Source organism: Nocardia sp. NPDC051832 (assembly GCF_040681285.1).
Taxonomy (GTDB): domain Bacteria; phylum Actinomycetota; class Actinomycetes; order Mycobacteriales; family Mycobacteriaceae; genus Nocardia.
In genome coordinates, this window is sequence record NZ_JBFAYL010000001.1 from 840,259 (window position 1) to 863,148 (window position 22,890).

Here is a 22,890-nt window from a genome sequence, read left to right on the forward strand (position 1 = left end):
GTACGCCAAGTAGGTCTTCTGCCACTCAACATAGACCAAAGGCGCGTTCATTCTATAACGTGTTCTACATGACTGATCGGGAATACGACGTCGTGGTGGTCGGCAGCGGGGCTGCCGGCATGACCGCCGCGCTCACCGCCGCGCACCACGGGCTCAAAGTGGTGATCATCGAGAAGGCCGCGCACTACGGCGGGTCTACGGCCCGCTCCGGCGGCGGCGTATGGATTCCTGGTAACAAGGCGCTGCGGGCCTCGGGCCGGCCCGACGACCGCGAAGCGGCGCGCACCTATCTGCACAGCATCATCGGCGACGTGGTGCCCAAGGAGCGCATCGATACCTATATCGACCGTGGCGCAGAGGCTTTCGACTTCGTCCTGGATCATTCGCCGCTGAAGATGAAGTGGGTTCCGGGCTACTCCGACTATTACCCGGAGGCGCCGGGCGGACTGGCCGAGGGCCGTTCGTCGGAGCCGAAGCCGTTCAACGCCAAGGTGCTCGGCAAGGAACTCGCGAACCTGGAACCGCCGTACGCCAAAGCGCCGCTGAATGTCGTTGTAATGCAGGCGGATTTCGTCCGGCTCAACCTGATCAAGCGGCACCCCAAGGGCATCGCCCGCGCGATGCGGGTCGGCGCGCGCACCTACCTGGCCAAGTGGACCGGCAAGCACATCCTCGGCATGGGCCAGGCCATCATCGCCGCCATGCGCAAGGGCCTCATGGACGCGAATGTGCCGGTGCTGCTGAATACTCCGATGACGAAGCTGATCGTGGAGAACGGCGTCGTCACCGGCGTCGAGGCCACCCAGGACGGCGAGACCGTCACCTTCACCGCACGCCACGGCGTGGTCCTCGGCAGCGGCGGTTTCGAGCACAACGCCGAAATGCGCACCAAGTACCAGCGCGCGCCGATCACCACCGAGTGGACCACCGGCGCGAAGGCGAACACCGGCGACGGGATCGTCGCGGGCATGGAGGCCGGCGGTTCGGTCGACTTCATGGAGGACGCCTGGTGGGGGCCGACCATCTTCAAGGGCGGCAAGCCGTGGTTCGCCCTGGCCGAGCGCAATCTGCCCGGCACCGTCATGGTCAACGCCGACGGCAAGCGATTCGGTAATGAGTCCGCTCCTTACGTCGAGGCCGTGCACACCATGTACGGCGGCGAATACGGGCAGGGCGCGGGGCCGGGCGCGAACATCCCCGCCTGGCTGGTGTTCGACCAGCGCTACCGCAATCGCTACATATTCGCCGGGCTACAGCCTGGCCAGCGGATTCCGTCCCGCTGGATGGAAAACGACTACATCGTCAAGGCGGACACCCTCGAGGAACTGGCCGCCAAGATCGGCGTGCCGGTCGAGAACCTCACCTCGACCGTCGAGCGGTTCAACGGCTTCGCCGCGACCGGCAAGGACGAGGACTTCGGCCGCGGCAACAGCCACTACGACCGCTACTACGGCGACCCGACCGTGAAGCCGAACCCGTGCCTGGCGGCGCTGGTGCAGGGGCCGTTCTACGCGGCCAAGATCGTGCCCGGCGACCTCGGCACCAAGGGCGGCCTGATCACCGACACCGCGGGCCGCGTGCTGCGCGAGGACAAGACGGTGATCGAGGGGCTCTACGCCTCCGGTAACTGCTCGTCGCCGGTGATGGGCCACACCTACGCCGGTCCCGGCGCGACCATCGGCCCGGCGATCACCTTCGGCTACCTGGCCGTCAAGGACATCGTCGAGCGCAAGCAGGCCTGATCCCACGCACCGGGCGCGCGGTTGTCCGCGCCGCGCGCCGGTTGCAGGATTGTCCCCAAGTATCCCCAAGGAGCATTTGATGCCCATCGATTTGAACGCCGCGCTCGGCGCGGAGATCCCCGGCCGCGAATTCGCCTGGTCGGCCTCCGATGTCCAGCACTACAACCTCGCCCTGGGCGCGGGCCACCGCTGGACCGAGCCCGCCGAACTGCGCTACCTGCACGATCAGGAGCCGCAGGTGCTGCCCTCGTTCGCGACGGTCGCGCCCAGCTTCCACGAGACCGATCCGCCGAAGGTGAAGTTCACCGGCATCGACATCGATCTGGCCAAGGTGGTGCACGGTTCGCAGGAGATCACCGTGCACCGCCCGATCCCGGCCGCGGGCAAGGCGACCACGGTCGGTCGGGTCACCGATATCTGGGACAAGGGCTCGAACGCGGTGATCTGGCGTGAGGACGTCGTCACCGGCTCGGACGGCGAACCACTGTGGACCGCGCGCTCGTCCATCTTCGCCAAGGGCGAAGGCGGCTTCGGCGGTGACCGCGGGCCTAGTGTCAAGGCCGAACTCCCGGACCGCGCACCGGATTTCGACGTGCTGACCCCCACCCTGCCGCAGCAGGCGCTGCTGTACCGCATGTGCGGTGACCGCAATCCGTTGCACTCGGATCCCGAATTCGCCCGCGCCGCGGGCTTTCCCAATCCGATTCTGCACGGCCTGTGCACCTACGGCCTGGTGCTGAAGACCGCCACCGATACGGTGCTGGATTCGGATGCCGCTCGGGTGCAAAGCTTCCGCGCTCGCTTCGCCGGTGTGCTGTACCCGGGCGAAACCATCCGCACCCGCATCTGGCGGGGCGACGGCGAGCTCGTCATGGCCGCTTCGGTGGTGGAACGCGACGACGCCCCCGTGCTCGGAGATGTCGTCCTGCGGTTCCAGTAGCGCGCACGATGTCGGGCCGCGACCGGGTATCGGTCGCGGCCCGAATCTCGTTCAGCGCAGGTGCACTGCGTCAGCGAGCGGTCACCACTGCTGTACGCGGCCACCGTTGCACGGGTACATCTGAATGACCCCGGTGAGCGTGCGGCTGTCCAACGTCTGAGCGTCCAGGCATTGGCTCTGATCGGCGCCGTTGCGCAGGCTGTTGCCGGGCCCCCGCAGCCATTGCTGCATCGGTTCGCCGTTGCATGGGTAGAGCTGAACCGCCCCGGTCAGCGTGGCGCCACCGTCATAGGACTGCGCGTCCAAGCACATGGACTGATCGACGCCGTTGTGCAGGCTGTTGCCGGGTCCGTCGAACCACAGCTGCATCGGTTCGCCGTTGCATGGGTAGAGCTGAACCGCCCCGGTCAGCGTGGCACCGCCGTCATAGGACTGCGCGTCCAAGCACATGCCCGGGTCGAAGCCGTTGTGCAGTACCGGGCCCGGAGCCGCAGCGCTCGACGGTGCGAGCACCATGATCGCCAAGGCAGCGACCGCAGCGCCCCATCCGATAAGTGATTTCATCATTCCCCCTGTGGCCGAATCTATTTCGGCCGCAGCATAGCAAGATCGAAGTCACTCCGGCAGCTTCATTCCGCGCCGGGCAGCTGCAAGGGGAACAGGAACTGCTCACCGAATATGTGCAGCCAGAGCCGTTCACAGAAATAGCCGTGCACGGTCGCGCCGAACGCCGCCTGCCGGAGTCGTTCGAGCGCGCGGGCCGGCACCTTCTCGACCAGGTGACTCCGGACCGCGAAAATCCCTCCGTAACTGTGCCTTCCGACCAAGTGCTGCTCGGCGAGTTCGGCGACGTCCGGTAGCTCGCACATATCGAGAAAGTGCGCGCACATGTTGACGCCTTCGGGCAGCCGGTGCAGCTGCCGGTAGCCCCGCCCGATCCCCTCCGCGCCGCTGTCCACCCACTCCAGCGGCTGAAAGGTACTGAGTGAGAACAGCTCCGGGCGCACCCGCAGATCCGGCACGATCGATCGTTCCGGAGTGAGCAGGGTCGCCGGCGGGTATCCGATCTGTTCTTTCCAGCACCACGCCAGCGCCTGCACGTCGGACCAATCCGCGTGCCGGGTCAGCAACTCCAGGAAATCCGGACTGTGCTCGAACGGATCGGCCTGCGCGAACACGGTGAACTCGCCTGTGCCCGGCCCGTATTCGAGCATATGCGTCAGATACGTATCCGACTCCCGCCCGGCATTGCGCAGCGACACAAAGGTTTCCGCGCGCTCGCGCACCGCCGTGGACGTCGGGCCCGCCCCCTTGTCGTAGATGTGTACCCGATAGGCATCGGGCACATCCAGCACCCAGTCCAGCGATTCCTCATAGCGCGCGATCACCAGATCGTGCACAGCCGTGTCGGATCCCATCCGAAAACCCCCTCCAGAAGACTTCAGCTCTGCAGAGGATCCTACGAGAGCGGGCGGCTCAGGGGCAGGTTGACGAAGCTCGGTGCGGAGGGGTCGAGGAGCAGATGCTGGTTGGCGAGGCCGTTCTCCAGCCACAGCGGCGGCAGCAGGACGCCGCGGGGGAAGTTGCTGGCGTAGACGTCGACGCGCAGGCGATGGCCGGGTTTCAGGACCGCTTCGACCGGGTTGACGCCGAGGTCGATGACGGTCGGGGCGCCGGGGACCAGCGGCTGCCTGGTGTCCAGGGTCAGCAGGTGGGTGGTCTCGGTGTAGTCGCCGTCGGCGTCGCGCTTGCTCTTGCTCTCGTCGATGGCGCGCAGCGATGCCGTGAGCTGTCCGCTGGACAGGACCGTGGACCGGCCGTCCGGCGCGACATCGTTGACGGTGACCGCCCAATAGCCCTCGCTGGAGTCGTACGCGGTGTTCAGATGCACGTTGATCGGGCCGGACAACGTGGTCGGCTCGGTGACCGGGTCGCTGGTGAAGGTGAGCCCGCCGAGTTCCTGGATACGGGAGTCCTTGGCGCAGAACGGCAGTACCGACAGCGCACCGGCCGATTCGACCGCCGCGTCCCGCGAACACAGCGAGGTGAGACCGGTCAGTGGCGAAACCGTCAGCCGGGCAACGGCATCCGCGGGGTCGGCGGCGAGGGAACCGTCGTACACACTGGTGGCCGTGCCGCTGCGCGCCGGTGACAGATACATGCGGCGGTAGTCGATGGCGTCGCTGCTGTGCGGGTACCGGTCGGCGGTGATCCAGCCGCCGCCCTGCTGCCACAACACCACGGGACCGTACTGATCGATGCCGTTGTCGATGCCCTTGAGCCACTTGTCGAACCAGGCCATCTGCAGCACGTCCAACCGCGGCGGCGCGGCCGGGCGGCCCATCCCCGAGCTCGGATTCGCATGGTAGGTATCGCCCATGATCAGCTTCTTCTGCGTGGCGGGCAGCGGAATCCGGTCGAAGGTCATGGCGCTGGAGGAGGCGAAGATGTCCTGCCAGCCGCCGTAGGCGAAGGTCGGGACCTGGATGTTCTCCGGATGACTGTCACCGAACGCGTTACGCAGTTCGCTACCCGGTTCCAGGGCCTTGCGCAGCGGTTCCGGCAACTGGTCCACCGAGGGCGTCAGCGCCATCAGCATGTAGTCGAAGAATTCGAACGGCGTCTGGACGCGGTCGACCAGCCACTTCAGGTCGTGATGGCCGAGCAGCACGCCGATGGGGTCCGGAAAATTCTGGATGACGCCGATCATGGCGATGTAGATCGGCGCGAACATGCCAAGGCCGCCGCCGGGCGCCGCGACGTCGTCGATCTTGTCGGTGCTGCCCTCGATCGGGAAGATCGCCTTGAGCGCTGGCGGATTCTGTGCGGCGACCATGTACTGGTTGATGCCGGAGTACGAGATGCCGGTCATGCCGATATTGCCGTCCGACCACGGCTGTTTGGCCGCCCAGTCGATCATCTCGACGGTGTCCTGGGTCTCGCGGGACTGGAAGAACTGCCACGCGCCCTGCGAATAGCCGGTGCCGCGTACGTCGACCACGACCTGGGTGTACCCCTGCTGGATCAGCTTGCGGTTGACGCCGAAGGAGCGCGCCGCGCCGCCACCGAGCGCCTTGGTGATATCGGTGATCGACTCCAGCGGTGTGCCGGTGAGGTCGGCGTTGCCGATCAGCTGGACCATCGCGTCGGAAAGCCATGGCACCGACAGCGCTACGTCGGCCAGCCAGGAGGCGAATTTCGTGTAGGGCGTGAGGTTCAGGACCGTCGGGAGCGGCTCGCGCACCGGCTGGCCATTGGCGTCGACGGGACGATAGATGTTGGCCTTCAACACCGTTCCGTCGCTCATGGTGATCGGGACGTCGAAATCGATGAACACCTCGCCCGGATACCGGCCGGGGTATTTCGCCGGGCCGTCGTGCTTGGCCAGCCATGTCTGGGCCAGTGCGCCCCCGTCCGGCGGAGTTCCGGCCGAGACCTGAGCCGGTGTCATTCCCAGCGTCGTCAGTGCCACTGCCATGGCGGCAATGCCGGCGCGGGCCAGGCCGCGGCGCACTCTCCCGATCATGCAACACCCCTTCTCGCCCCGGCGACAGCGCCCGAGCCTTATAAACATTTGCGTACCCATCATCCATCTGAGACACGTCTCACTCAGCGGATCGCAATTTATGTGGTTCAGCTCACAACTGGTACGGGCTCTATGCTCGCCGCATGGGATTGGAATCCGCTGTCGACCGCGCCCGGCTCCCCCGCGGCACGCACGGTCTCGCGCCGGGCGACGTCGTCCATTCGCAGCGGATGCGGATGTATTTCGGGGTCCTGGAGGCCGTCTCCGAACGCGGCTACAACGCCACCACCGTCGCCGACATCGTCGCTCGCGCCAACGTCTCCCGCCGCACCTTCTACCAGCAGTTCCGCGACCGCGACGAGTGCTTCCTCGCCGCCTTCGACCAAGCCGTCGAACTCGTCATCGCCGCCCTCGACGCCAGCGTCGCCGACACCGCGCAGTCGGACTGGCGCACCCTGATCCGCACCACCCTCGCCGAATACCTGAAAACCCTGACCGACAACGCCTTCTGCGCCCAGGCCCTGCACGTCGAATGCCTGGCCGCCGGCCCCGCCGTCGCCGAACAACGCCGTCAGATGAAATCCCGCCTGGCCCAGCGCATGCAGGCCGCCTTCCGCATCGGCCGCGACACCGGCGACATCCCTGCCGAAATCCCCCCGCAAATCTTCGACGCCCTCATCGGCGCCATCGACGACCGCATCCGCGACTGCCTCCAGGGCCCCGGCCCCCAATCCCTGCCCACCCTCACCCCCCACCTCACCCAGATCACCTTGGCCCTCTTCGGCGTCCCGGACTGGAACTAGCTGCTCACCAGCGCGCGGCCTTCGGGTGCTCTTCCGCTGCAACGAGGTTGGCTACCGTGAAGGTGTGTCTGAACGATCTGCCGGCTCGGCGCGTACCGAGGTATCCGGGCGCGTGCTGGCCGCGCTCGTTGCGTGTGCCGGGGTGCTAGGGGCTGGGTTCGTCGGCGGTCCGCGCAAATTAGCGGGTGCGGACTTCGCTGACGAGAGCGAGTTGCGGGACGCGTTTCGGGTGACGTTCGTCGAGTACTGGAATTCCGGTGGGCGTGAGTTCACACCGGGGTTGGCGCGGGTTGTCGATTACTGGTTTCGATATCACCTGATCAAGGCGGGTATCGCGGCGGGTCTGGCGGTTGTGCTTGTCGCGCTTGGGGTCCTGCTGTGGCGGAGGTTTCTGCGGGGTGGCGGATCAGGGGCGGGAGTGGGCGGGGTTGTCGCAACGGCACTCGCGCTGCTGTCGCTGGTGTTGGTGGCGGCCAATGTTCAAGGGGCGATGGCGCCGTTTGCTTCGCTGTTTCCGATGTTGACCGGTGCTGGTGGGCCGGCCGGCACGCTCGGCCTGGTCCGGGAGCTGCTGGGTTCGGCTGCGGCTGGTCCGCCTGCGCTCGACGCTATGGTCGGCGAGTTCGCCCGGTATCACGTGGTGATGGCCGTGGAGGCTGGGGTTCTGGCAGTCGCCTTCCTCGGATTCGGCGCGGCGTTGCTGGCGAAATTCGCCAAGACGGCTGACCGGCGGGGCAGGTTCGTGCTGGGAGTGCACGGAGGGCTCGGTGTCGTACTGAGCCTGGCGGTAGTCGTTGTGGCCGTGGCGAATACGACGAATGCCGCTGATCCGGAGGCGGGGTTGCTCGCGCTCTTCAGCGGCGGCTGGTGAGGCGGCTAGCTTGCGTGCAGTCCGTCCTCTGAGCTGCGGCGGCGGGTGGTTACGCCCTGAATGGTCATGGTGTACAAGAGGATTACCAGGATGGGGGCGGCGAGGGGGGCCCAGGCCAGGTGCAGGGGGAGGAAGGTGGCGGCTACGGCGCAGGTGGTGAAGAGGACTGCGCCGGCTACCGAGGGGATGGTGGTGGGGACTACGCCGACGGGGGCCGAGACGGTGGCGGTGTTGAGTAGGTAGGTGGTGGCTACCAGGCCGGCCGCGGCGGCGGCCAGGACCGCGGTGTCGGTGAAGGCGAGGAGGGCGGCGGCCAGGAGGACGGCGGCTACCGCGGCGGGGCGGAACCACCAGCCCGCGGCCACGAGGATCAGGGCGGGGACGGCGGCCCAGGGGGTGATCAGGGCGATGGAGAGGATCAGCAGGAGGCCGGAGAGGACGGCGAGGAATCTGGTCATCGGCGCACTCGGGCGATGCGGCGGCGTTCGGGGAGCAGGCGCATGACCTGGTCCAGGCGCGCGCCGTCGGGCCAGGCGACGATGTCGACGCCGACGGTGCCCATGTCGCGGTACATCGAGGAGCGCTCCAATTGCCACATACGGGACAGGGTTTCGTCGAGACCGTCGCGGAAAGGCGTACCGCGCAGGACGTCTACGACCACGACGACGTGGCCGCGTTTACGGAGATCGATCAGGGCCAGGGCGAATTGGGTGTCGAGCAGCGTGGAGAACGCGATGACGATCGCGCCCAGCGGAACTGCCGCATGCGGGGCCAAGGTGCCGGTGGTGGGGATATGTTCCTCACCGACGCCCAGCACGGCGTCGATGATGCGGTAGAACTGGCGGCGGCCGATATCGGGCCGGAGCCAGCGCGGGGCCTGCCCCAGGCAGACGACGGCGGTGCGGTCCCCGGCCTGCAGCGTGGATTGCACCACCTGCGCCGCGCCGCGCACCGAAAGCTCCAGCGAGTCGGTGGCCGGCCCGGGCGCCTGCTCCGAAGTATCCACCAGCACAACGACATCCGCGGAACGGTTGGTCAGCCGCTCGGTGACGTAGAGCCGTCCGCGCCGCGCGCTCACCGGCCAGTTCACCGTCCGCAGTTCATCGCCGGGCGCGTAGGCGCGAATGTCGGCGTACTCCACCCCCGGCCCGTGCTTACGGGTGAGATGGGTACCGAGCCGCTCGGGAAACTCGGTGCGCGGCAGACGCATCAGCTGCGGATCGGTGATCGGATAGACGTAGAGCTGCCCTGCGGGCAGCACCGCGGTCGCGACGGCCAGACCGGCCGGGCTCAGCGCGGACACCCGCACCGTCGCCGGATAACGCCCCCACCGATCGGCGGTGAGCGCCAGTCGCAGCCCGGCGGGCGCCGCCCCGGAATCGCTGGCCTCCTCGATCGTGATCCCCAGCCCGGGCACCGGGACCGGCTTCATCCGCAGCAGCGCGTGCCCGGCGTCGACGAACGCGGCGACGGTGAGCACCACTTCCTCGGTTTCGAAACAGCGCAGGGTACCGCCGCCGTCGACCTGGATCCGGGTCCGCGCCAGCTGCCACGGCGCGGTCGCGAGCACCCCGAGCAGCGGAGCCGCGAACACGACCAGTTGCCAGCGGCCCAGCGCGACCGCGCCGCCCAGGGCCGCCGCCGCGCAGATCCCCAGCATGTACACCAGTGGTGCCGGCCGCCACCGTAATTCGGCATCGATGGCGGCGGTGGCGTCGCGGTGCCTCATGTCACCGCAGCTCGCGGCACCGGCAGCCGGCGCAGCAGTTCCGAGATGACATCCTCGCCGCGAATGCGGCGCACCCACATCTCCGGGCGCAGCGTGATCCGGTGCGCCATCGCCGGAATCGCCAGGGCCTTCACGTCTTCCGGAATCACATAGTCCCGTCCGAGCAGCAGCGCCCGGGCCCGCGACATCTGCACCAGATCCAATTCCGCACGCGGGCTGGCGCCCACCTCCACCTGCGGATGCCCGCGCGTCGCCGCGGCCAGCGCGACCACATAACTCACCACATCGGGATGCACGGTCACGAACTCGACCGACTGCCGCATCTCCATCAACCCCTGCGCATCCACCACCTGCCCCACCTGCGGCGGCACCGACCCGCGCTCCAGCCGCCGCCGGATCATCTGGGTCTCGTCGGCCTCGGACAGATAACCCAGCCGCAACTGCATCGCGAACCGGTCCAGTTGCGCTTCCGGCAGCGGATAGGTGCCCTCGTACTCGATCGGATTGTCGGTGGCCAGCACGATGAAGGGCGCCGGCAGCGGGAAGGTTTCACCGTCGATGGAGACCTGCCCCTCGGCCATCGCCTCCAGCAGCGCGGCCTGGGTCTTGGGTGGGGTCCGGTTGATCTCGTCGGCGAGCAGCACATTGGTGAACACCGGCCCGCGCCGGAAGTTGAACCGCCCCGAATTCATGTCGTAGATGGTGGAGCCGAGTAGATCCGCGGGTAGCAGGTCGGGCGTGAACTGCACCCGGGTGAACTGCAAACCCAGTGCCGCACTGAAGGATCGGGCGATGAGCGTCTTACCGAGCCCGGGTAGGTCCTCGATCAGGACATGCCCGCCGGACAGCACGGCGATCATGATGAGCTGCATCTCGTCGCGTTTGCCGACGATGACCCGGGACAGCTCCCGGAGTATCGCCTCACTGCGCTGGACCGTCACGTCCATCGGCATCGTCATAATTTCAACCCTGTCTCACATTCGCTGCAGACGGCGCAGGATCTCGTCCAGCGCCGCCCGTCCAGGTGCGCGCGTCGTCTGATCGCGCAGCGCGGAATTCGCCGGATCCACCCAGCGCCAGAGTTCGGCGCCGAACTGATGCCTTCCGGCGGCTTCGATGGCCTTGCGGTTCTTGGCGACCCGCATGCCTGCCGAGAGTTCGAATTCCTTGGCCAGCAGGGGCCGCAGGTGCCGGTCCCAGTCGGCGCGGGAGCCGTCGGCGCGGTCGGCGAGCATGGCGGCCCGCGCCTGCCAGCGGTTCAGCATTTCCACGGGCCCGTTGTCGATCTCCTCGTGCGGCTTATCCGCGCCGGGCGTCCGGTCCCGGAGGTTCCAGAGCAGGTTGATCATCAACAGCAGCACCGGGATTCCGGCGAGGGCCAGCAGTGCGCCCCGTGCCTTTCCGAAGGTGATCAGCTCGAGCACGAGCACCACGACGATCGCGCTCACGACAGCGGTGCGATTCATGCCACGATCTCCCCTTGCAGATCGGCCAGCACAATGCGCAGCAGCTGTTCGGCGCGCAACCGCTGCCACTCCAGCATGTCGTGCGGACTGAACCGGGCCTCCTCGAACAACGCGACGAGTTCGCGGGCGGACGCGTCGTGCAGTGCGCCGTGCTCGAAGGCGCGGGCCAGCACCTCCATCGGCGTGTCCGAGGCCAGCGGCGCGGCGGCCCGATCGAAGGCCAGTCCGCGTTCCATCGCCAGGTAGCAGGCGATGATCGCGGTGCGCGGATCCTGGCCGGGCACATTCATTGCGGCCAAGCCCATTTCGGCGGCCCGGGCCAGCGAGTCCGCCGGCGTCGCCGCTCCGCCGGCGACCGGGAGCGGCGCGTCCGGAGGTTTGCGCCGCGAGGTCACCGCGACCACCACCAACCCGGCCAGGGCCACCGCGATCAAGACGACCGCGCCGAGAGTGGCCAGCAACAGGGCTGTTCCGGTCAGCTCCTCCGGCACCGGATTGGGATTCGCCGGGCTGGTGGGCACTGGCTCGACCGCCGTCTCGGTCACCGTCGGCGGCGCCGAGTTCTCGGGCCGGACCTCGGTGCCGACCCCGAGATAGAACACGGCCGTCAGCACCGCGACCAGCAGCCCGAAGCTCGCCAGCACGATCAGGATCACCATGCCGATCCGGCCCAGCCACCGAATACTCTGCTCGTCCCGGCGTTCCGGCTCCGGCATGGACAGCGGCAGCCGATGCTGGCTGGCGATCACCCCCGCCAGCAGGATCACCACCGACACGGTGAGCAGCACCGGCATCAACGCGACAGCGATCGCGTTCGGCATCGACGCCCCGCCACCGGATTCACCCGCGCCGGGAATGTAGCCACGCAAGGTGATGGCGGCAAGCACGAGCAGCGCGATCAAGACGATCACGCGTGCTATCGGCGTGCGCGCACCGACCACCCCGTTACCACCAGTTCTTCGAACAGCCTGAAACAGGCACATAGTTACATGCCGGGTGGTCCGCTCGGAGGCGAATCGGCGAGTTCGAATTACCCACCGCTGGATCGATATTGGGGTTTGTTACCTTCAGGTTACGACGATTGCCCGACTGGGACAGCCCGATTTTGTGAAAGTTCACCAAGGCGACTGTGCGCGCGCATCAAGTCCGGCACCGCGGTGACCTGCGCTACCAGGTCCGGCAGCGGCACCCGGGCGTGGACGGTCAAGGCCAGATCCGCGTCGTACAGCACATCGACGAGATTGACGAAACGCATGGCCCAATCCGCGGGCACCTCGCGCAGCGGCGGGACCGAACACAGTGTCCAGCACCGGAACCGCCCGGCCAATTCGACATAGTCGGCGGCCGAGGTCGCGGCGCCGCACAGCGCCGCGAAGTCGACGGTGATCGCCGCGCCGTCGACCGCTATGGCGCGCAGGGTGTGCGCGCCGATCCGCACGTCGACCACACTCGCCGCACTCGCCGCCTGGTCGACGACATATCGCCCGGCGCCGAAACCCGCGGTCCGGTCCCGCGGCGCGCGGGTCCGGTAGTCGACCTCGCCGTCCACCGCCAGCACGTCCAGCCGCTCGACGATCTTCGCGATGGCCGGTTCGAACCGTTCGTGGAACAGCGGATTCGGCAGCAGGCCGGCCGGCGGATAATTGGAGGTGACCACGAGCAGGATGTGCCGCGCGAACAGCGCGTCCAGCAGCCGGGCGATCAGCATCGCGTCGCCGATGTCGTGCACATGGAATTCGTCGAAGCACACCAGCCGCGCCCGGCCGAGCAGGTGATCGATCCCCTGGTCGATCGAACCGAATTCGTGGGCCGCCCGGTGCAGCCGCGCGAAGAAGTCGTGGAAGTGGAAGCGCCGCTTCCGGTCCGAGGCCACCGAGCCATAGAAGCGATCCAGCACCATGGTCTTGCCGCGGCCCGGGCGGCCGTGCAGATAGATCCCGCGCGCCCGCCGCAGCGGCCGGCCGTGCCGGTCGACCAGCTCCGACAGGCGGGCCAGCGCCCGCTGCTGATCGGCGTCCATCTCGAGGCTCACCCACTCAGCTGTAGCGGATCAGCCGAGCCGGAAAACAGCGATGGTGACGATATCCACAACCGTCCACAGCGGGCTCAGTGCCAGCCGCGTTCGGTATAGGTAGCCCCCGTGCCGCGGGCCCGGATCCCTACCAGCGAATACCCGATGATCTCCGATTCCGGCAGCCGGCCGAGTGGAAACCATTGCAGCCCATGGGATTTGTCCGGCTCGCGATTCACCGGCTCGCCGATCCAGCGGCGCACTTCGAAGAACAATCCGAGCCGCGCCTCGCGCCCGGAACCGACCACGTGGGCGGTGTGGATGTGACGCAGATCCACCGGATCGAGGACGACCCCGACCTCCTCCAGCGCTTCCCGCGCGGCGGCGTCGGTGGCCGACTCCCCCACCTCCAGCTTCCCCGCGGGCAGGTGCCACTGCCCGTCGAATTCGTCCGCGCTCCGGCGTTTGCTGAGCAGCAGTTGCCCGTCCCGGATCAGCAGAACGTGCACATCCACGAGGTGACGGCCGGTCATCGCACTCCTTTCATACCGGAACGCGCGGGCCGTCCGGCGGAAGCGCGGAGCGAGGCGACCGCCGGGCTAGAGTCACCCGCATAGCAGATCGAGCACCGCCAAGCAGACACCGAGATGGAGAAGCTCATGTCCCGCGGTTCGTTCTCACCCACCCTAGCCGGGTCTCAATTACTCGCCGCCACCGTTTCCGAAGCCGAATCCCCTTCGCTCCCCGAGCCGACCGGCGCCGGCCGCCGCTTCGGCGCCGAATGGGAGCCGCACACCCGCACTTTCATGTCCTGGCCGGCCCGCGACGACGTGTGGGACGACTACCTCGACGACGTGCGCTGGAATATCGCGGAACTCGCGCGCGCCATCGCCTATTACGAAGCGGTAGTGCTGCTCGCCCGCCCCGAACAGGCCGACGCCGCACAACGCGCGTGCGGCAGCGGGGTTCAGGTCATCTCGCTGCCGGTCGACGATCTGTGGGCTCGCGACACCGTCCCGGTCTTCGTGCAGGAGACCGGCGGCGTGGTGGGCGTCGATCTGAACTTCAACGGCTGGGGCGCCAAGCAGCCGCACGGCGAGGACGCGCTGATCGGCCGGGAGTTGTTGTCCCGCTGCCGGATTCCGCGACTCCGCGCACCCTTCGTGGCCGAAGGCGGCGCGCTGGAGACCGACGGCGCGGGCACGCTGCTGGTCACCGCGAGTTCCCTGGTGAACGAGAACCGCAATCCCGGCAAGAGCCGGGAGGTCCTGCAAGCCGAACTGCGCGACACCCTCGGCGTCGAGCAGGTCATCTGGTTCGACGGGGTACGCGGCGAAGATGTCACCGACGCCCATGTCGACTGCCTCGTTCGCTTCGTCGCACCCGGAGTCGTCGTGCTGGACACCGCTTTTCCCGGCGCGGCGGCGGACTCCTGGTCGCGCTCCTCGGAGCAGGCGCGGCGGGTGCTGACCGAGGCCGCCGACGCGCGCGGCCACCGCTTCGAGGTCATCGATCTGCCGCGGCCCGACCCCGCCCTGATCACCGGCGACGGTGCGCACTTCGTGGCCAGCTACGCGAATTTCTACATCGCCAACGGTGCGGTTTTCGTCCCGCGCTTCGGTGACCGCAAGGCCGACGAACGCGCGTGCGGCATGCTGAAAGAACACTTCGCCGACCGCGATATCGTGCCCGTCTACATCGACGAGATCGCCGCCGGTGGCGGCGGCATCCACTGCGCTACCCACGATCAGCCCGCCTGACCCGCGCGGTTCTCGTCATCCCGGCGAACGCCGGGATCCAGGGGACACAGACGCCACGCCTTGTGCTGGCGCCCGGCATTCTCCGGGGATGACGAGAACTGATGCGGCGCAGGCTAGTCCGCGGTGAGTACCAGGCCCGAGGTCGGGACGCCGGTGCCCGCGGTGACCACGATCCGCTCCAGGCCGCCGACCTGATTGACCGAGGTCCCGCGGATCTGGCGGACGCCCTCCGCGATGCCGTTCATGCCGTGAATATAGGCCTCGCCGAGCTGTCCGCCGTGGGTGTTCAACGGCAGCTTGCCGCCGAGCTCGATGGCCCCGCCGGCGATGAAGTCCTTGGCTTCGCCACGCCCGCAGAATCCGAGTTCCTCCAGCTGCATGAGGACGAACGGGGTGAAGTGGTCGTAGAGAATGGCCGCCTGCATATCGCTTGGGCGCAAGCCGCTTTGGGCCCACAGCTGGTCGCCCACCAGTCCCATTTCCGGCAGGCCGGTCATGGCGTCGCGATAGTAGGAGGTCATCACGTACTGGTCCGCGCCGGAGCCCTGCGCCGCGCCGGCGATGAGCGCCGGCCGCTGCGGGAGGTCCCTGGCGCGTTCGGCGCTGGTGACCACGATGGCGACGCCGCCGTCGGTCTCCTGGCAGCAGTCCAGCAGGTGCAGCGGCTCGGCGATCCACCGCGAGGACTGGTGCTCCTCCAGGGTGATCGGCTTGCCGTAGAAGTGCGCGGCCGGATTCACCGCGGCGTGCTTGCGGTCGGCGACGGCGACCCGGCCGAAATCCGCACTGGTTGCGCCGGATACGTGCATGTAGCGCCGCGCGACCATGGCGACCTGAGCGGCCGGGGTGCCGAGCCCGTGCGTATAGGAGAAGGCATTGTCCACGCCCGAGGAGGTGGGGTTGCCGGTAGCCAGGTGCGTGGCGAACTGGCCGAACCGATTTCCGGACCGCTCGTTGAAAGCGCGGTACGCGACAACCACATCGGCAACGCCGGTCGCCACCGCCATCGCCGCCTGCTGCACGGTGGCCGCCGCCGCGCCGCCGCCGAAGGGGATGTTGGAGAAGAACTTCAGGCTCGGGATGCCCGCCGCCCGCGCCACCGCCGCCTGGGTATTGGTGTCCATGGTGAAGGTGGTCAGGCCGTCCACATCGGCGGGCGTCAGCCCGGCGTCGGCCAGCGCCGCGGTGACGGCTTCGGCGGCCAAGCGCAATTCGCTGCGTCCGGAGTCCTTGGAGAAGTCGGTGGCGCCGATACCGACGATGGCGGCCTTGCGGCTCAGACCCGTCACGAGTTGGCCTCCTGCATGCGGATGACGGCTTTCGCCGTGATGTGGTCGCCGAGGCTGTCCTTGCCGATCACCTCGATGGTGATGTCGCCGTCCTCGACGGCGGTCACGGTGCCGGACAGGGTCAGCGTGTCATTGGCGTACAGCGGCACGCCCAGGCGCAGCGCGATGGATTTCACGACGGCGCGCGAGCCCGCCCAGTCGGTGACGAACCGCTGCACCAGGCCGGTGTCGGTGAGGATGTTGACGAAGATGTCCTTCGAGCCCCGCTCGACCGCCTTGTCGCGGTCGTGGTGCACGTCCTGGAAGTCGCGGGTGGCCAGAGCGGTACTGATCACGAAGGTGGGATCGGCGTGAATCACCAATTCCGGCAGAACAGTTCCCACCCGCACTGCGTCGGTCGCGGTCATCGGAGGGCCTTCCAATAGGGCACGACGTTGTCGTCGTCGAGCTTGTCGAAACCGGCTTCGACGGCCTGGCCGATCGCCACCTCGGCGGGATCGATGCCGCGCAGTTCGCCGAGCATCCGCACACCCTCCTCGAGCTCGACCAGCGCCACCACATAGGGCAGCTGCCGGCCGGGCACCTTGGGCGCGTGGTGCACGACGAAACTGAACACCGTGCCGCGGCCGGAAGCCACGACGTAGTCGGTCTGCTCCGACTTGTCCTGCCAGATCGCGGGGACCGGCGGATGCTGCAGCGTGCCATCCGGCCGCCGCTGCACCCGCAGCTCGCCGAGCTTGGTGCCGTCCCAGAAGAATTCGGTGTCCTTGGACACCGTCGGCCGCACCCGCTTGGCGAGATCATCGCCCGCGGCCTCGGGCTTCGGCGCTTGCCTGCCCGTGCCGGGCGCGAATTTCAGCATCCGGAACAGCATTTCGGTGACCAGCTCGTCGCCGACGTACCAGTTGGTGCGGTAGGTGGCGAACCAGCCCTCGCCGAGACCGGTGCGCTTGGGCCCGAAGATCTCGTCCAGCTGGCTGGTGACCCGTACCTGCTCGCCCGGCCGCAGATACCGGTGGTAGGTCTGCTCGCAGTTGGTGGCGATGACCGAGGTGTACCCGGCCTCGTCGAACATGCGGTTGGTCGCCGTCATCGGATCGTCGTCGGGCCGGGCGCCGCCCAGCCCCAGCATGGTCCACACCTGGGCCATCGCGGGCGGGGCCACGATGCCCGGGAAACCGGCCGCGCGGGCCGCTTCCTCGTCGACATAGACCGGGTTGGCGTCGCCCAGCGCCTCGACCCAGTTGTTGATCATCGGCTGGTTCACCGGATCGCGGGCGAGCCGCGCCGCGCTCTCGCCCGCCGCCATGATCTTCTCGCCGGCGGCCTGAATCGCCTCCGGTGCACTATTTTCCGGCACGCCGGTCTCCTCGGGTTGTTAGCGGGGTACCTTCGGCAACTTCAGCCCGGCGGTGGCGACGAGTTCACGCATGATCTCGTTGACGCCGCCGCCGAAGGTGATCACCAGGTTCTGCTTCGTGCGCCGATCCAGCCAGGTGAACAGCTCCGCGGTCTCCGGATCGGCCGGATCGCCGTAACTGCCGACGACCTCCTCGGCCAGCCGGCCGGCCTCCTGCACCGCCTCGGTGGAGTAGACCTTGGTCGCCGACGCGTCCGCGATCACGCCCATCGGATCCTCCTCGGCGCTTTCCGCTTTCGCCGCAACCTGCCAGTTGAGCAGTTCGTTGAGCCGGGTCATGGCGTGGATGCGGCCGAGCGCGCGCTGCACATCGGGCTTGCCGAGCAGGCCGCGCGGCTGCGCCCAGTCCCGGACCCGGTCGTAGAGCTGTTCGATCTTGCCGGACGGCCCGAGACCCACCCGCTCGTGATTGAGCTGGGTGGTGATCAGCTTCCACCCTCGGTTCTCTGCACCGACCAGCATGTTCGCGGGCACGCGGACATTGTCGAAGTAGGTGGCGTTGGTGTGGTGCGCGCCGTCGCAGGTGATGATCGGCGTCCAGGAGTAGCCGGGATCCTTGGTGTCCACGATCAGGATCGTGATGCCGCGGTGCCGCGACTCCGCCGTGCCGGTCCGGCAGGCCAGCCAGATGTAATCGGCCTCGTGCGCGCCGGTGGTGAACGTCTTCTGGCCGTTGATGATCCAGTCGCCGGTCGCGTCGCGCACCGCGGAGGTGCGCAGCGCGGCCAGGTCGGTGCCGGCGTCCGGTTCGGAATAGCCGATCGCGAAATGGATGTCGCCGGAGAGGATCCCGGGCAGAAACTTCCGCTTCTGCTCGTCGGTGCCGAAGGTCTGTAGGGTCGGGCCCACGGTCAGCAGGGTCACCAGCGGCAGCGGCACATCCGCGCGCACCGCCTCGTTGTAGAAGATCTGCTGCTCGACCGCGCCGAAACCCTGGCCGCCGTACTCCTTGGGCCAGCCCACACCGAGCCAGCCGTCCCGGCCCATGCGCTTGACCACCTCGCGGTAGGCGTCGCCATGCCGGTTGACCCGCATCGCGGCGTCCTCTTCGGCGGTCACCAGACCGGCGAAATAGGAACGTAATTCGTTGCGCAGACGGCGCTGCTCGGTGGTCAGGTCGATGAACATCTGGCCCCCAATCGGTCGAGTCGGAACGACGCGCCGCCGAGCCAGCGGGCGATGTCCTTGGCCTGTGAGTAGTAACGGTGCATCGAGTGCGTCACGTCGACGCCGATGCCGCCGTGCAGGTGATGGCACTTCTGCATGGCCGCGGGCAGTTCCGAGGCCACGGTGTAGGCCAGCACGTCCAGATCGTCGTCGATCCGCTCCTGGTGCAGCGGGCTCGGATCCTGCTGCGCGAGAGCCCAATTGGCGGAAACCGCGGCGACGTGCAGGGTGCGCGAGACCACGTACAGATCCGCGATCTGCTGGGCCACCGCCTGGAATTCGGCGAGCGGCCGGTTGAACTGGTGCCGGGTGCGCAGATGCTCGGCGGTGAGCACCAGCGCGCCCTTGAGCAGGCCGTCGGCGACCGAACCGATCGACGCGACCGCGATCCGGTGCAGGTCGGCCAGGCCGCCGGGCAGCAGCTGCTCGACCGGGATCGACACCTCGTCCAGGTGCACCGAGCACTCCGGCATGCCGCCGGAGACCGGCGACGGGATCCGGGTCAATCCCTTGGCTTCCGAATCGACCAGCGCCAGACCGGAATTGGTCGGAATCAGCAGCCAGCGCGCCTCGTCGGCGTAAGGCACCCCGACCTTGTGCCCGGTGATTCGCGCGGTATCGCCCTCGACGACCGCGGTCGTCTCCGGCTTGATCACGAACGGCGCACCGGGTTCGTTCAGCGCCACCGTGAGTACCGCGCCCTTGGCCACCTCGGGGAATACCCGGTCGGCGACCTTGTCCGGCAGCGCCGCGATCAGCGGCAGCAGCGCGAACCCGAGCGTGGGCAGCGCCGGCACCGCGACCGCGTCGGTGGCGAGTTCGGTGAGCATGACCGAGATTTCCGGCAGCCCCATGTCGTCGCCGCCGAAGCGTTCCGGCAGCGCGACCGCCAGCAGCCCGCTGTCGACCAGGCTCGGCCACAGCGCGTGGTCACGCGCCGATTCCCGCTCCAGCAAACTCACGACGACTTCGGCTACCGCGTCCGGGCCTTCGTCCCTGGTGAAATCCATAGTGTCTCCAGTTGCCTAGCTGTCCGCGTCGCGCGGCAGGCCGAGGATCCGCTCACCGGCGACGGTCAGCAGGATCTGCTCGGTCCCGCCGGCGATCGATAGACAGCGTGTGAGCAGGAATTCCTTGACTACATCGGTGTCCTGGGCACTGGCGCTACCGGCCGCCTCCACGGCGAATTCGGCCACCGCCTGCCGGTGCCGCACCCCGACCAGCTTGCGCACGCTGCTCTGCGCGCCCGCGTCGCCGCCGGCCAGTGTCTTGACCAGAGCGCGCTGCTCCAGCAACAACCCGGCGATAGCTTCCGCGACGAAGCCGCCGAGCTTGTCGTTGGTCAGCTCCGCACCGGGTCCGGCGGCCGGGAGTTTCGCGACGAGCTCTTCGAGCACCGGACCGATACCGTTGCCGCCCATCGCGATCCGTTCGGCCGACAGTGTGGACCGCGCGATCTTCCAGCCGTTGTTCACCGCGCCGACCAGGCAGTCGTCGGGGACGAACACGTCATCGAGGAAGACCTCGCTGAAGCGCGCCTCCCCGGTGATCTGCTTCATCGGGCGCACGTCGACGCCCGTGCCGTGCATGTCGACGAGGAAGTAGCTGATACCGCGGTGCTTGGGCGCCTCGGGATCGGTGCGGGCCAGGCAGATGCCCCAATTCGCCTTGTCGCCAAGGGAAGTCCAGACTTTCTGCCCGTTCAGCACCCAGCCGCCCTCGACCCGCTTGGCGGTGGTCCGCAGCGCGGCCAGGTCGGACCCGGCGCCCGGCTCCGAGAAAAGCTGGCACCACACGACTTCCTCGCGCAAGGTCGGCCAGGCGAAACGCTCGACCTGCTCGGGGGTGCCGTGCTGCAACAGCGTCGGAATGGCCCAGCCCGCGACGGCCAGGTCCGGCGCTTGCAGCCCGTGCTTACGCAGTTCCTCCGAAATCACCAGTCCGGTCATGGGATTGGCGCTGCGGCCGTAGGGCGCGGGCCAATGCGGCATGGCCAGACCGGCTTCGACGATCGCGGGACCCTGCTGCTGGACCGGGAGCGCGGCGATGGCGGCCACCTCGGCGGCGAAGTCCGCCACCGGAGCATCCTCCACCGCGGCAAAGACCTGATCCGCACCGGTGGTCCGGCGCTGTCCGGCGCGGGTCAGCTCGGTCACCCGGGCCCGCCACCGCGCCGAACCGCCGAGCAGCGCACGCAGCGCGGTTGCCCGGCGCAGATAGAAGTGCGCGTCGTGTTCCCAGGTGAAACCGATGCCGCCGAGCACCTGAATGCAGTCCTTGGCGGTTTCCACGGCGGCGTCCAGCGCGATAGCTGCGGCGATGGCCGCGGCGATCGGCAATTCCTTGCCGCCGTCGTCCACCGCGGCGGCGGCATCGGCGGCGACCGCGCGGATCAACTCGGTGCGGCACAGCATCCATGCGCAAATATGTTTGAGCGCTTGGAAAGAGCCGATTTTGCGGCCGAATTGCTCACGCACCTTGGCGTATTCGACGGCGGTCTCCAGGCACCAGCCGGCCAGGCCGGCCAGTTCGGCGGTGGCCAGCACGACCACGAGATCCTCGACCTCGTGCGGTGAGACGAAAACCCGCTCGACGGGCACCGCGACGTCGGTGCAGTGCACTCGGGCCAGTGGCGTACTCGAGTCGAGCGAGGGCAGCGGCTCCACCCGCAGACCCGCGGCGTCCGGCGGCACCAGGCACCATCGGGGCCCGTCCGGGGTCTGTACGCCCAGGACCACCGAAGTGCCTGCGGCAGCGCCGAGTACCGAATTCCAGGAACCATTCAGCAACAAGGGATCGGTGGTAGCCAGTACACTCGGCAGGTCGAGTGCGACACCGCACGGCATGTCCTCGTCGAGGCCGCCCGCGGTGATCAAGTTCGCCAAAGCCGTTGCCAGCACTGGTCCGCCGACCAGGTCGTGGGCCGCCTGTTCCACCAGCACGGCGAGATCGGTGACCGACGCACCGGCGCCACCCGCGTCCTCGGCGACCGCGACCCGGAAGATCCCGAGGTCGGCCAGCGCGGGCCAGTAGGCGTGCCAGAAGTCCGGGCCCTGGTCTCGCATTGTTGCAATTGGACGCACCGTTCCGGCCCATCCGCGCATCGACTCCTGGACGGCTTTATGCTCGTCAGTGGTGGCGATGGTCACACTCCGTACCGCCTTTCCGGCGTGACTCCCACACCTAGAACATGTTCTAATATCCTAGCCCGGCGGAAGTCAAGAGACGTACCCTCCTACCGGACCCAACCGCGCATGCCAGCTAGCCGACGAAACGACGTTTCAGGAAAGGACTTTCACCTATGGCCAGTCCATCCCGATCGCAGGCCGCCGACACGAACTCAGCGCGGCCCGCGACGGTGACCACACTCAGCGAGGACGAACTGAGTTCGGCGGCACAGCGCGAACGGCGCAAGCGGATCCTGGACGCGACGCTGGCACTGGCCTCCAAGGGCGGATACGACGCGGTGCAGATGCGCGCCGTCGCCGAACGCGCGGACGTCGCCGTGGGCACGCTCTACCGGTACTTCCCGTCCAAGGTGCACCTGCTGGTCTCGGCGCTCTCCCGCGAGTTCGAGCAGATCGAAGGCAAACGCCGCCAGCTGGCCGGCGAGACGCCGCGTGAGCGCATGCACCTGCTGCTCACCTCGATCACCCGGATGATGCAGCGCGACCCGCTGCTCACCGAGGCCATGACCCGCGCCTTCATGTTCGCCGACGCCTCGGCGGCCGCGGAGGTCGACCGGGTCGGCAAGGTGATGGATCGGGTGTTCGCGCGCGCCATGAACGACGGCGAGCCGACCGAGCGTCAGCTGGCCATCGCGCGCGTCATCAGCGACGTGTGGCTGTCGAATCTGGTGGCCTGGCTCACCCGGCGGGCCTCTGCGACCGATGTCACAGACCGGCTCGAACTGACCGTCGATCTGCTGCTCGGCGACCAAGCTGCGAAATAGCTGGAGTCGCTGACCCAGCCGCATACGCGCATTCGGTAGCCCCGTGGCCGCACAACTGTGCGGCGGCGGGGCTACCGTGGTTTTATGCCGCTTGAATCAGAACCCGGCAACCAGACCGCGAACCAAAATGTCCGGCAAAGCAACTCAATTCCGGCAAAAACACCGAACCGCCGAAGTTCTTGCACCGGCAGGGATGTCCGCGATCCAGGTAACC

Annotated in this window: 22 protein-coding genes; 6 read left to right on the forward strand and 16 right to left on the reverse strand. The window is 67.9% G+C overall.

The features are described 5' to 3' along the window. The first annotated feature begins 59 nt into the window (after positions 1-59). A complete protein-coding gene (gene kstD, locus AB0M14_RS03550) occupies positions 60-1,742 on the forward strand; it encodes a 3-oxosteroid 1-dehydrogenase (protein ID WP_364988337.1) in 1,683 nt (560 codons plus the stop codon). 79 nt (positions 1,743-1,821) lie between these two features. Further along, entirely contained in the window at positions 1,822-2,682 is an 861-nt protein-coding gene (locus tag AB0M14_RS03555) for a MaoC/PaaZ C-terminal domain-containing protein (protein ID WP_364988339.1), read from the forward strand. 81 nt (positions 2,683-2,763) lie between these two features. Here AB0M14_RS03555 and AB0M14_RS03560 read toward each other — a convergent pair whose 3' ends face one another. The 3 genes from AB0M14_RS03560 to AB0M14_RS03570 all read right to left on the reverse strand — a co-directional run bounded on the left by AB0M14_RS03560 (position 2,764) and on the right by AB0M14_RS03570 (position 6,208). Beyond that, positions 2,764-3,246: an RICIN domain-containing protein gene (locus tag AB0M14_RS03560; RefSeq protein ID WP_364988341.1), complete on the reverse strand. Its 483-nt coding sequence runs from the start codon at positions 3,244-3,246 to the stop codon at positions 2,764-2,766. A 65-nt stretch (positions 3,247-3,311) separates the two neighbouring features. Beyond that, positions 3,312-4,100, reverse strand: coding sequence for a hypothetical protein (locus tag AB0M14_RS03565; protein ID WP_364988343.1), 789 nt, complete (start codon positions 4,098-4,100; stop codon positions 3,312-3,314). Positions 4,101-4,141: 41 nt separating this feature from the next. After that, positions 4,142-6,208 (reverse strand): CocE/NonD family hydrolase, encoded by a 2,067-nt coding sequence (locus AB0M14_RS03570; protein WP_364988345.1) that lies wholly within the window; start codon positions 6,206-6,208, stop codon positions 4,142-4,144. Between the two features lie 143 nt (positions 6,209-6,351). Here AB0M14_RS03570 and AB0M14_RS03575 point away from each other — a divergent pair, with 143 nt between their 5' ends. Next, the gene (locus AB0M14_RS03575) at positions 6,352-7,011 is read left to right on the forward strand and encodes a TetR/AcrR family transcriptional regulator (protein WP_364988348.1); all 660 of its coding nucleotides are present in this window, start codon (positions 6,352-6,354) and stop codon (positions 7,009-7,011) included. A gap of 112 nt (positions 7,012-7,123) precedes the next feature. After that, positions 7,124-7,882, forward strand: coding sequence for a hypothetical protein (locus AB0M14_RS03580; protein ID WP_364988350.1), 759 nt, complete (start codon positions 7,124-7,126; stop codon positions 7,880-7,882). A gap of 5 nt (positions 7,883-7,887) precedes the next feature. Here the strand turns inward: AB0M14_RS03580 and AB0M14_RS03585 are convergent, their stop codons facing one another. From AB0M14_RS03585 to AB0M14_RS03615, 7 genes are all read right to left on the reverse strand, one after another. Continuing rightward, positions 7,888-8,340, reverse strand: coding sequence for a hypothetical protein (locus AB0M14_RS03585; RefSeq protein ID WP_364988352.1), 453 nt, complete (start codon positions 8,338-8,340; stop codon positions 7,888-7,890). Further along, positions 8,337-9,611: a DUF58 domain-containing protein gene (locus AB0M14_RS03590; RefSeq protein ID WP_364988354.1), complete on the reverse strand. Its 1,275-nt coding sequence runs from the start codon at positions 9,609-9,611 to the stop codon at positions 8,337-8,339. The genes AB0M14_RS03585 and AB0M14_RS03590 overlap by 4 nt, the downstream gene beginning before the upstream one ends. Continuing rightward, a complete protein-coding gene (locus AB0M14_RS03595; RefSeq protein ID WP_364988356.1) occupies positions 9,608-10,570 on the reverse strand; it encodes a MoxR family ATPase in 963 nt (320 codons plus the stop codon). The genes AB0M14_RS03590 and AB0M14_RS03595 overlap by 4 nt, the downstream gene beginning before the upstream one ends. A 15-nt stretch (positions 10,571-10,585) precedes the next feature. Then, positions 10,586-11,077 (reverse strand): hypothetical protein, encoded by a 492-nt coding sequence (locus AB0M14_RS03600; RefSeq protein WP_364988358.1) that lies wholly within the window; start codon positions 11,075-11,077, stop codon positions 10,586-10,588. Then, a complete protein-coding gene (locus AB0M14_RS03605) occupies positions 11,074-11,988 on the reverse strand; it encodes a DUF4129 domain-containing protein (protein WP_364988360.1) in 915 nt (304 codons plus the stop codon). The genes AB0M14_RS03600 and AB0M14_RS03605 overlap by 4 nt, the downstream gene beginning before the upstream one ends. Positions 11,989-12,149: 161 nt before the next feature. Beyond that, entirely contained in the window at positions 12,150-13,109 is a 960-nt protein-coding gene (gene zapE, locus AB0M14_RS03610) for a cell division protein ZapE (protein ID WP_364988362.1), read from the reverse strand. 74 nt (positions 13,110-13,183) lie between these two features. Further along, positions 13,184-13,621: an NUDIX domain-containing protein gene (locus AB0M14_RS03615; protein WP_364988364.1), complete on the reverse strand. Its 438-nt coding sequence runs from the start codon at positions 13,619-13,621 to the stop codon at positions 13,184-13,186. Between the two features lie 126 nt (positions 13,622-13,747). Here AB0M14_RS03615 and AB0M14_RS03620 point away from each other — a divergent pair, with 126 nt between their 5' ends. After that, positions 13,748-14,848 carry an agmatine deiminase family protein gene (locus tag AB0M14_RS03620; RefSeq protein WP_364988366.1) on the forward strand — a complete coding sequence of 367 codons (1,101 nt, stop codon included), beginning with the start codon at positions 13,748-13,750 and terminating at the stop codon, positions 14,846-14,848. A 113-nt stretch (positions 14,849-14,961) separates the two neighbouring features. Here AB0M14_RS03620 and AB0M14_RS03625 read toward each other — a convergent pair whose 3' ends face one another. From AB0M14_RS03625 to AB0M14_RS03650, 6 genes are read right to left on the reverse strand one after another with little or no spacing between them, the layout of a single operon-like run. Then, positions 14,962-16,137, reverse strand: a complete 1,176-nt coding sequence (locus tag AB0M14_RS03625) for a lipid-transfer protein (RefSeq protein WP_364988369.1) — start codon at positions 16,135-16,137, stop codon at positions 14,962-14,964. Beyond that, entirely contained in the window at positions 16,134-16,544 is a 411-nt protein-coding gene (locus tag AB0M14_RS03630) for a MaoC family dehydratase (RefSeq protein WP_364988371.1), read from the reverse strand. The genes AB0M14_RS03625 and AB0M14_RS03630 overlap by 4 nt, the downstream gene beginning before the upstream one ends. Next, positions 16,541-17,497, reverse strand: coding sequence for a bifunctional MaoC family dehydratase N-terminal/OB-fold nucleic acid binding domain-containing protein (locus tag AB0M14_RS03635; RefSeq protein ID WP_364988374.1), 957 nt, complete (start codon positions 17,495-17,497; stop codon positions 16,541-16,543). The genes AB0M14_RS03630 and AB0M14_RS03635 overlap by 4 nt, the downstream gene beginning before the upstream one ends. Before the next feature lie 18 nt (positions 17,498-17,515). Beyond that, positions 17,516-18,685, reverse strand: a complete 1,170-nt coding sequence (locus tag AB0M14_RS03640) for an acyl-CoA dehydrogenase family protein (protein WP_364988376.1) — start codon at positions 18,683-18,685, stop codon at positions 17,516-17,518. Then, positions 18,670-19,734: an acyl-CoA dehydrogenase family protein gene (locus tag AB0M14_RS03645; protein ID WP_364988379.1), complete on the reverse strand. Its 1,065-nt coding sequence runs from the start codon at positions 19,732-19,734 to the stop codon at positions 18,670-18,672. Before AB0M14_RS03645 ends, AB0M14_RS03640 begins: the two co-directional genes overlap by 16 nt. Before the next feature lie 15 nt (positions 19,735-19,749). Continuing rightward, positions 19,750-21,873: an acyl-CoA dehydrogenase family protein gene (locus tag AB0M14_RS03650; protein WP_364988381.1), complete on the reverse strand. Its 2,124-nt coding sequence runs from the start codon at positions 21,871-21,873 to the stop codon at positions 19,750-19,752. A gap of 152 nt (positions 21,874-22,025) precedes the next feature. Between AB0M14_RS03650 and kstR the strand changes: the two genes are divergently transcribed. Next, positions 22,026-22,676, forward strand: a complete 651-nt coding sequence (gene kstR, locus AB0M14_RS03655) for a cholesterol catabolism transcriptional regulator KstR (protein WP_209884590.1) — start codon at positions 22,026-22,028, stop codon at positions 22,674-22,676. Positions 22,677-22,890: the final 214 nt, after the last annotated feature.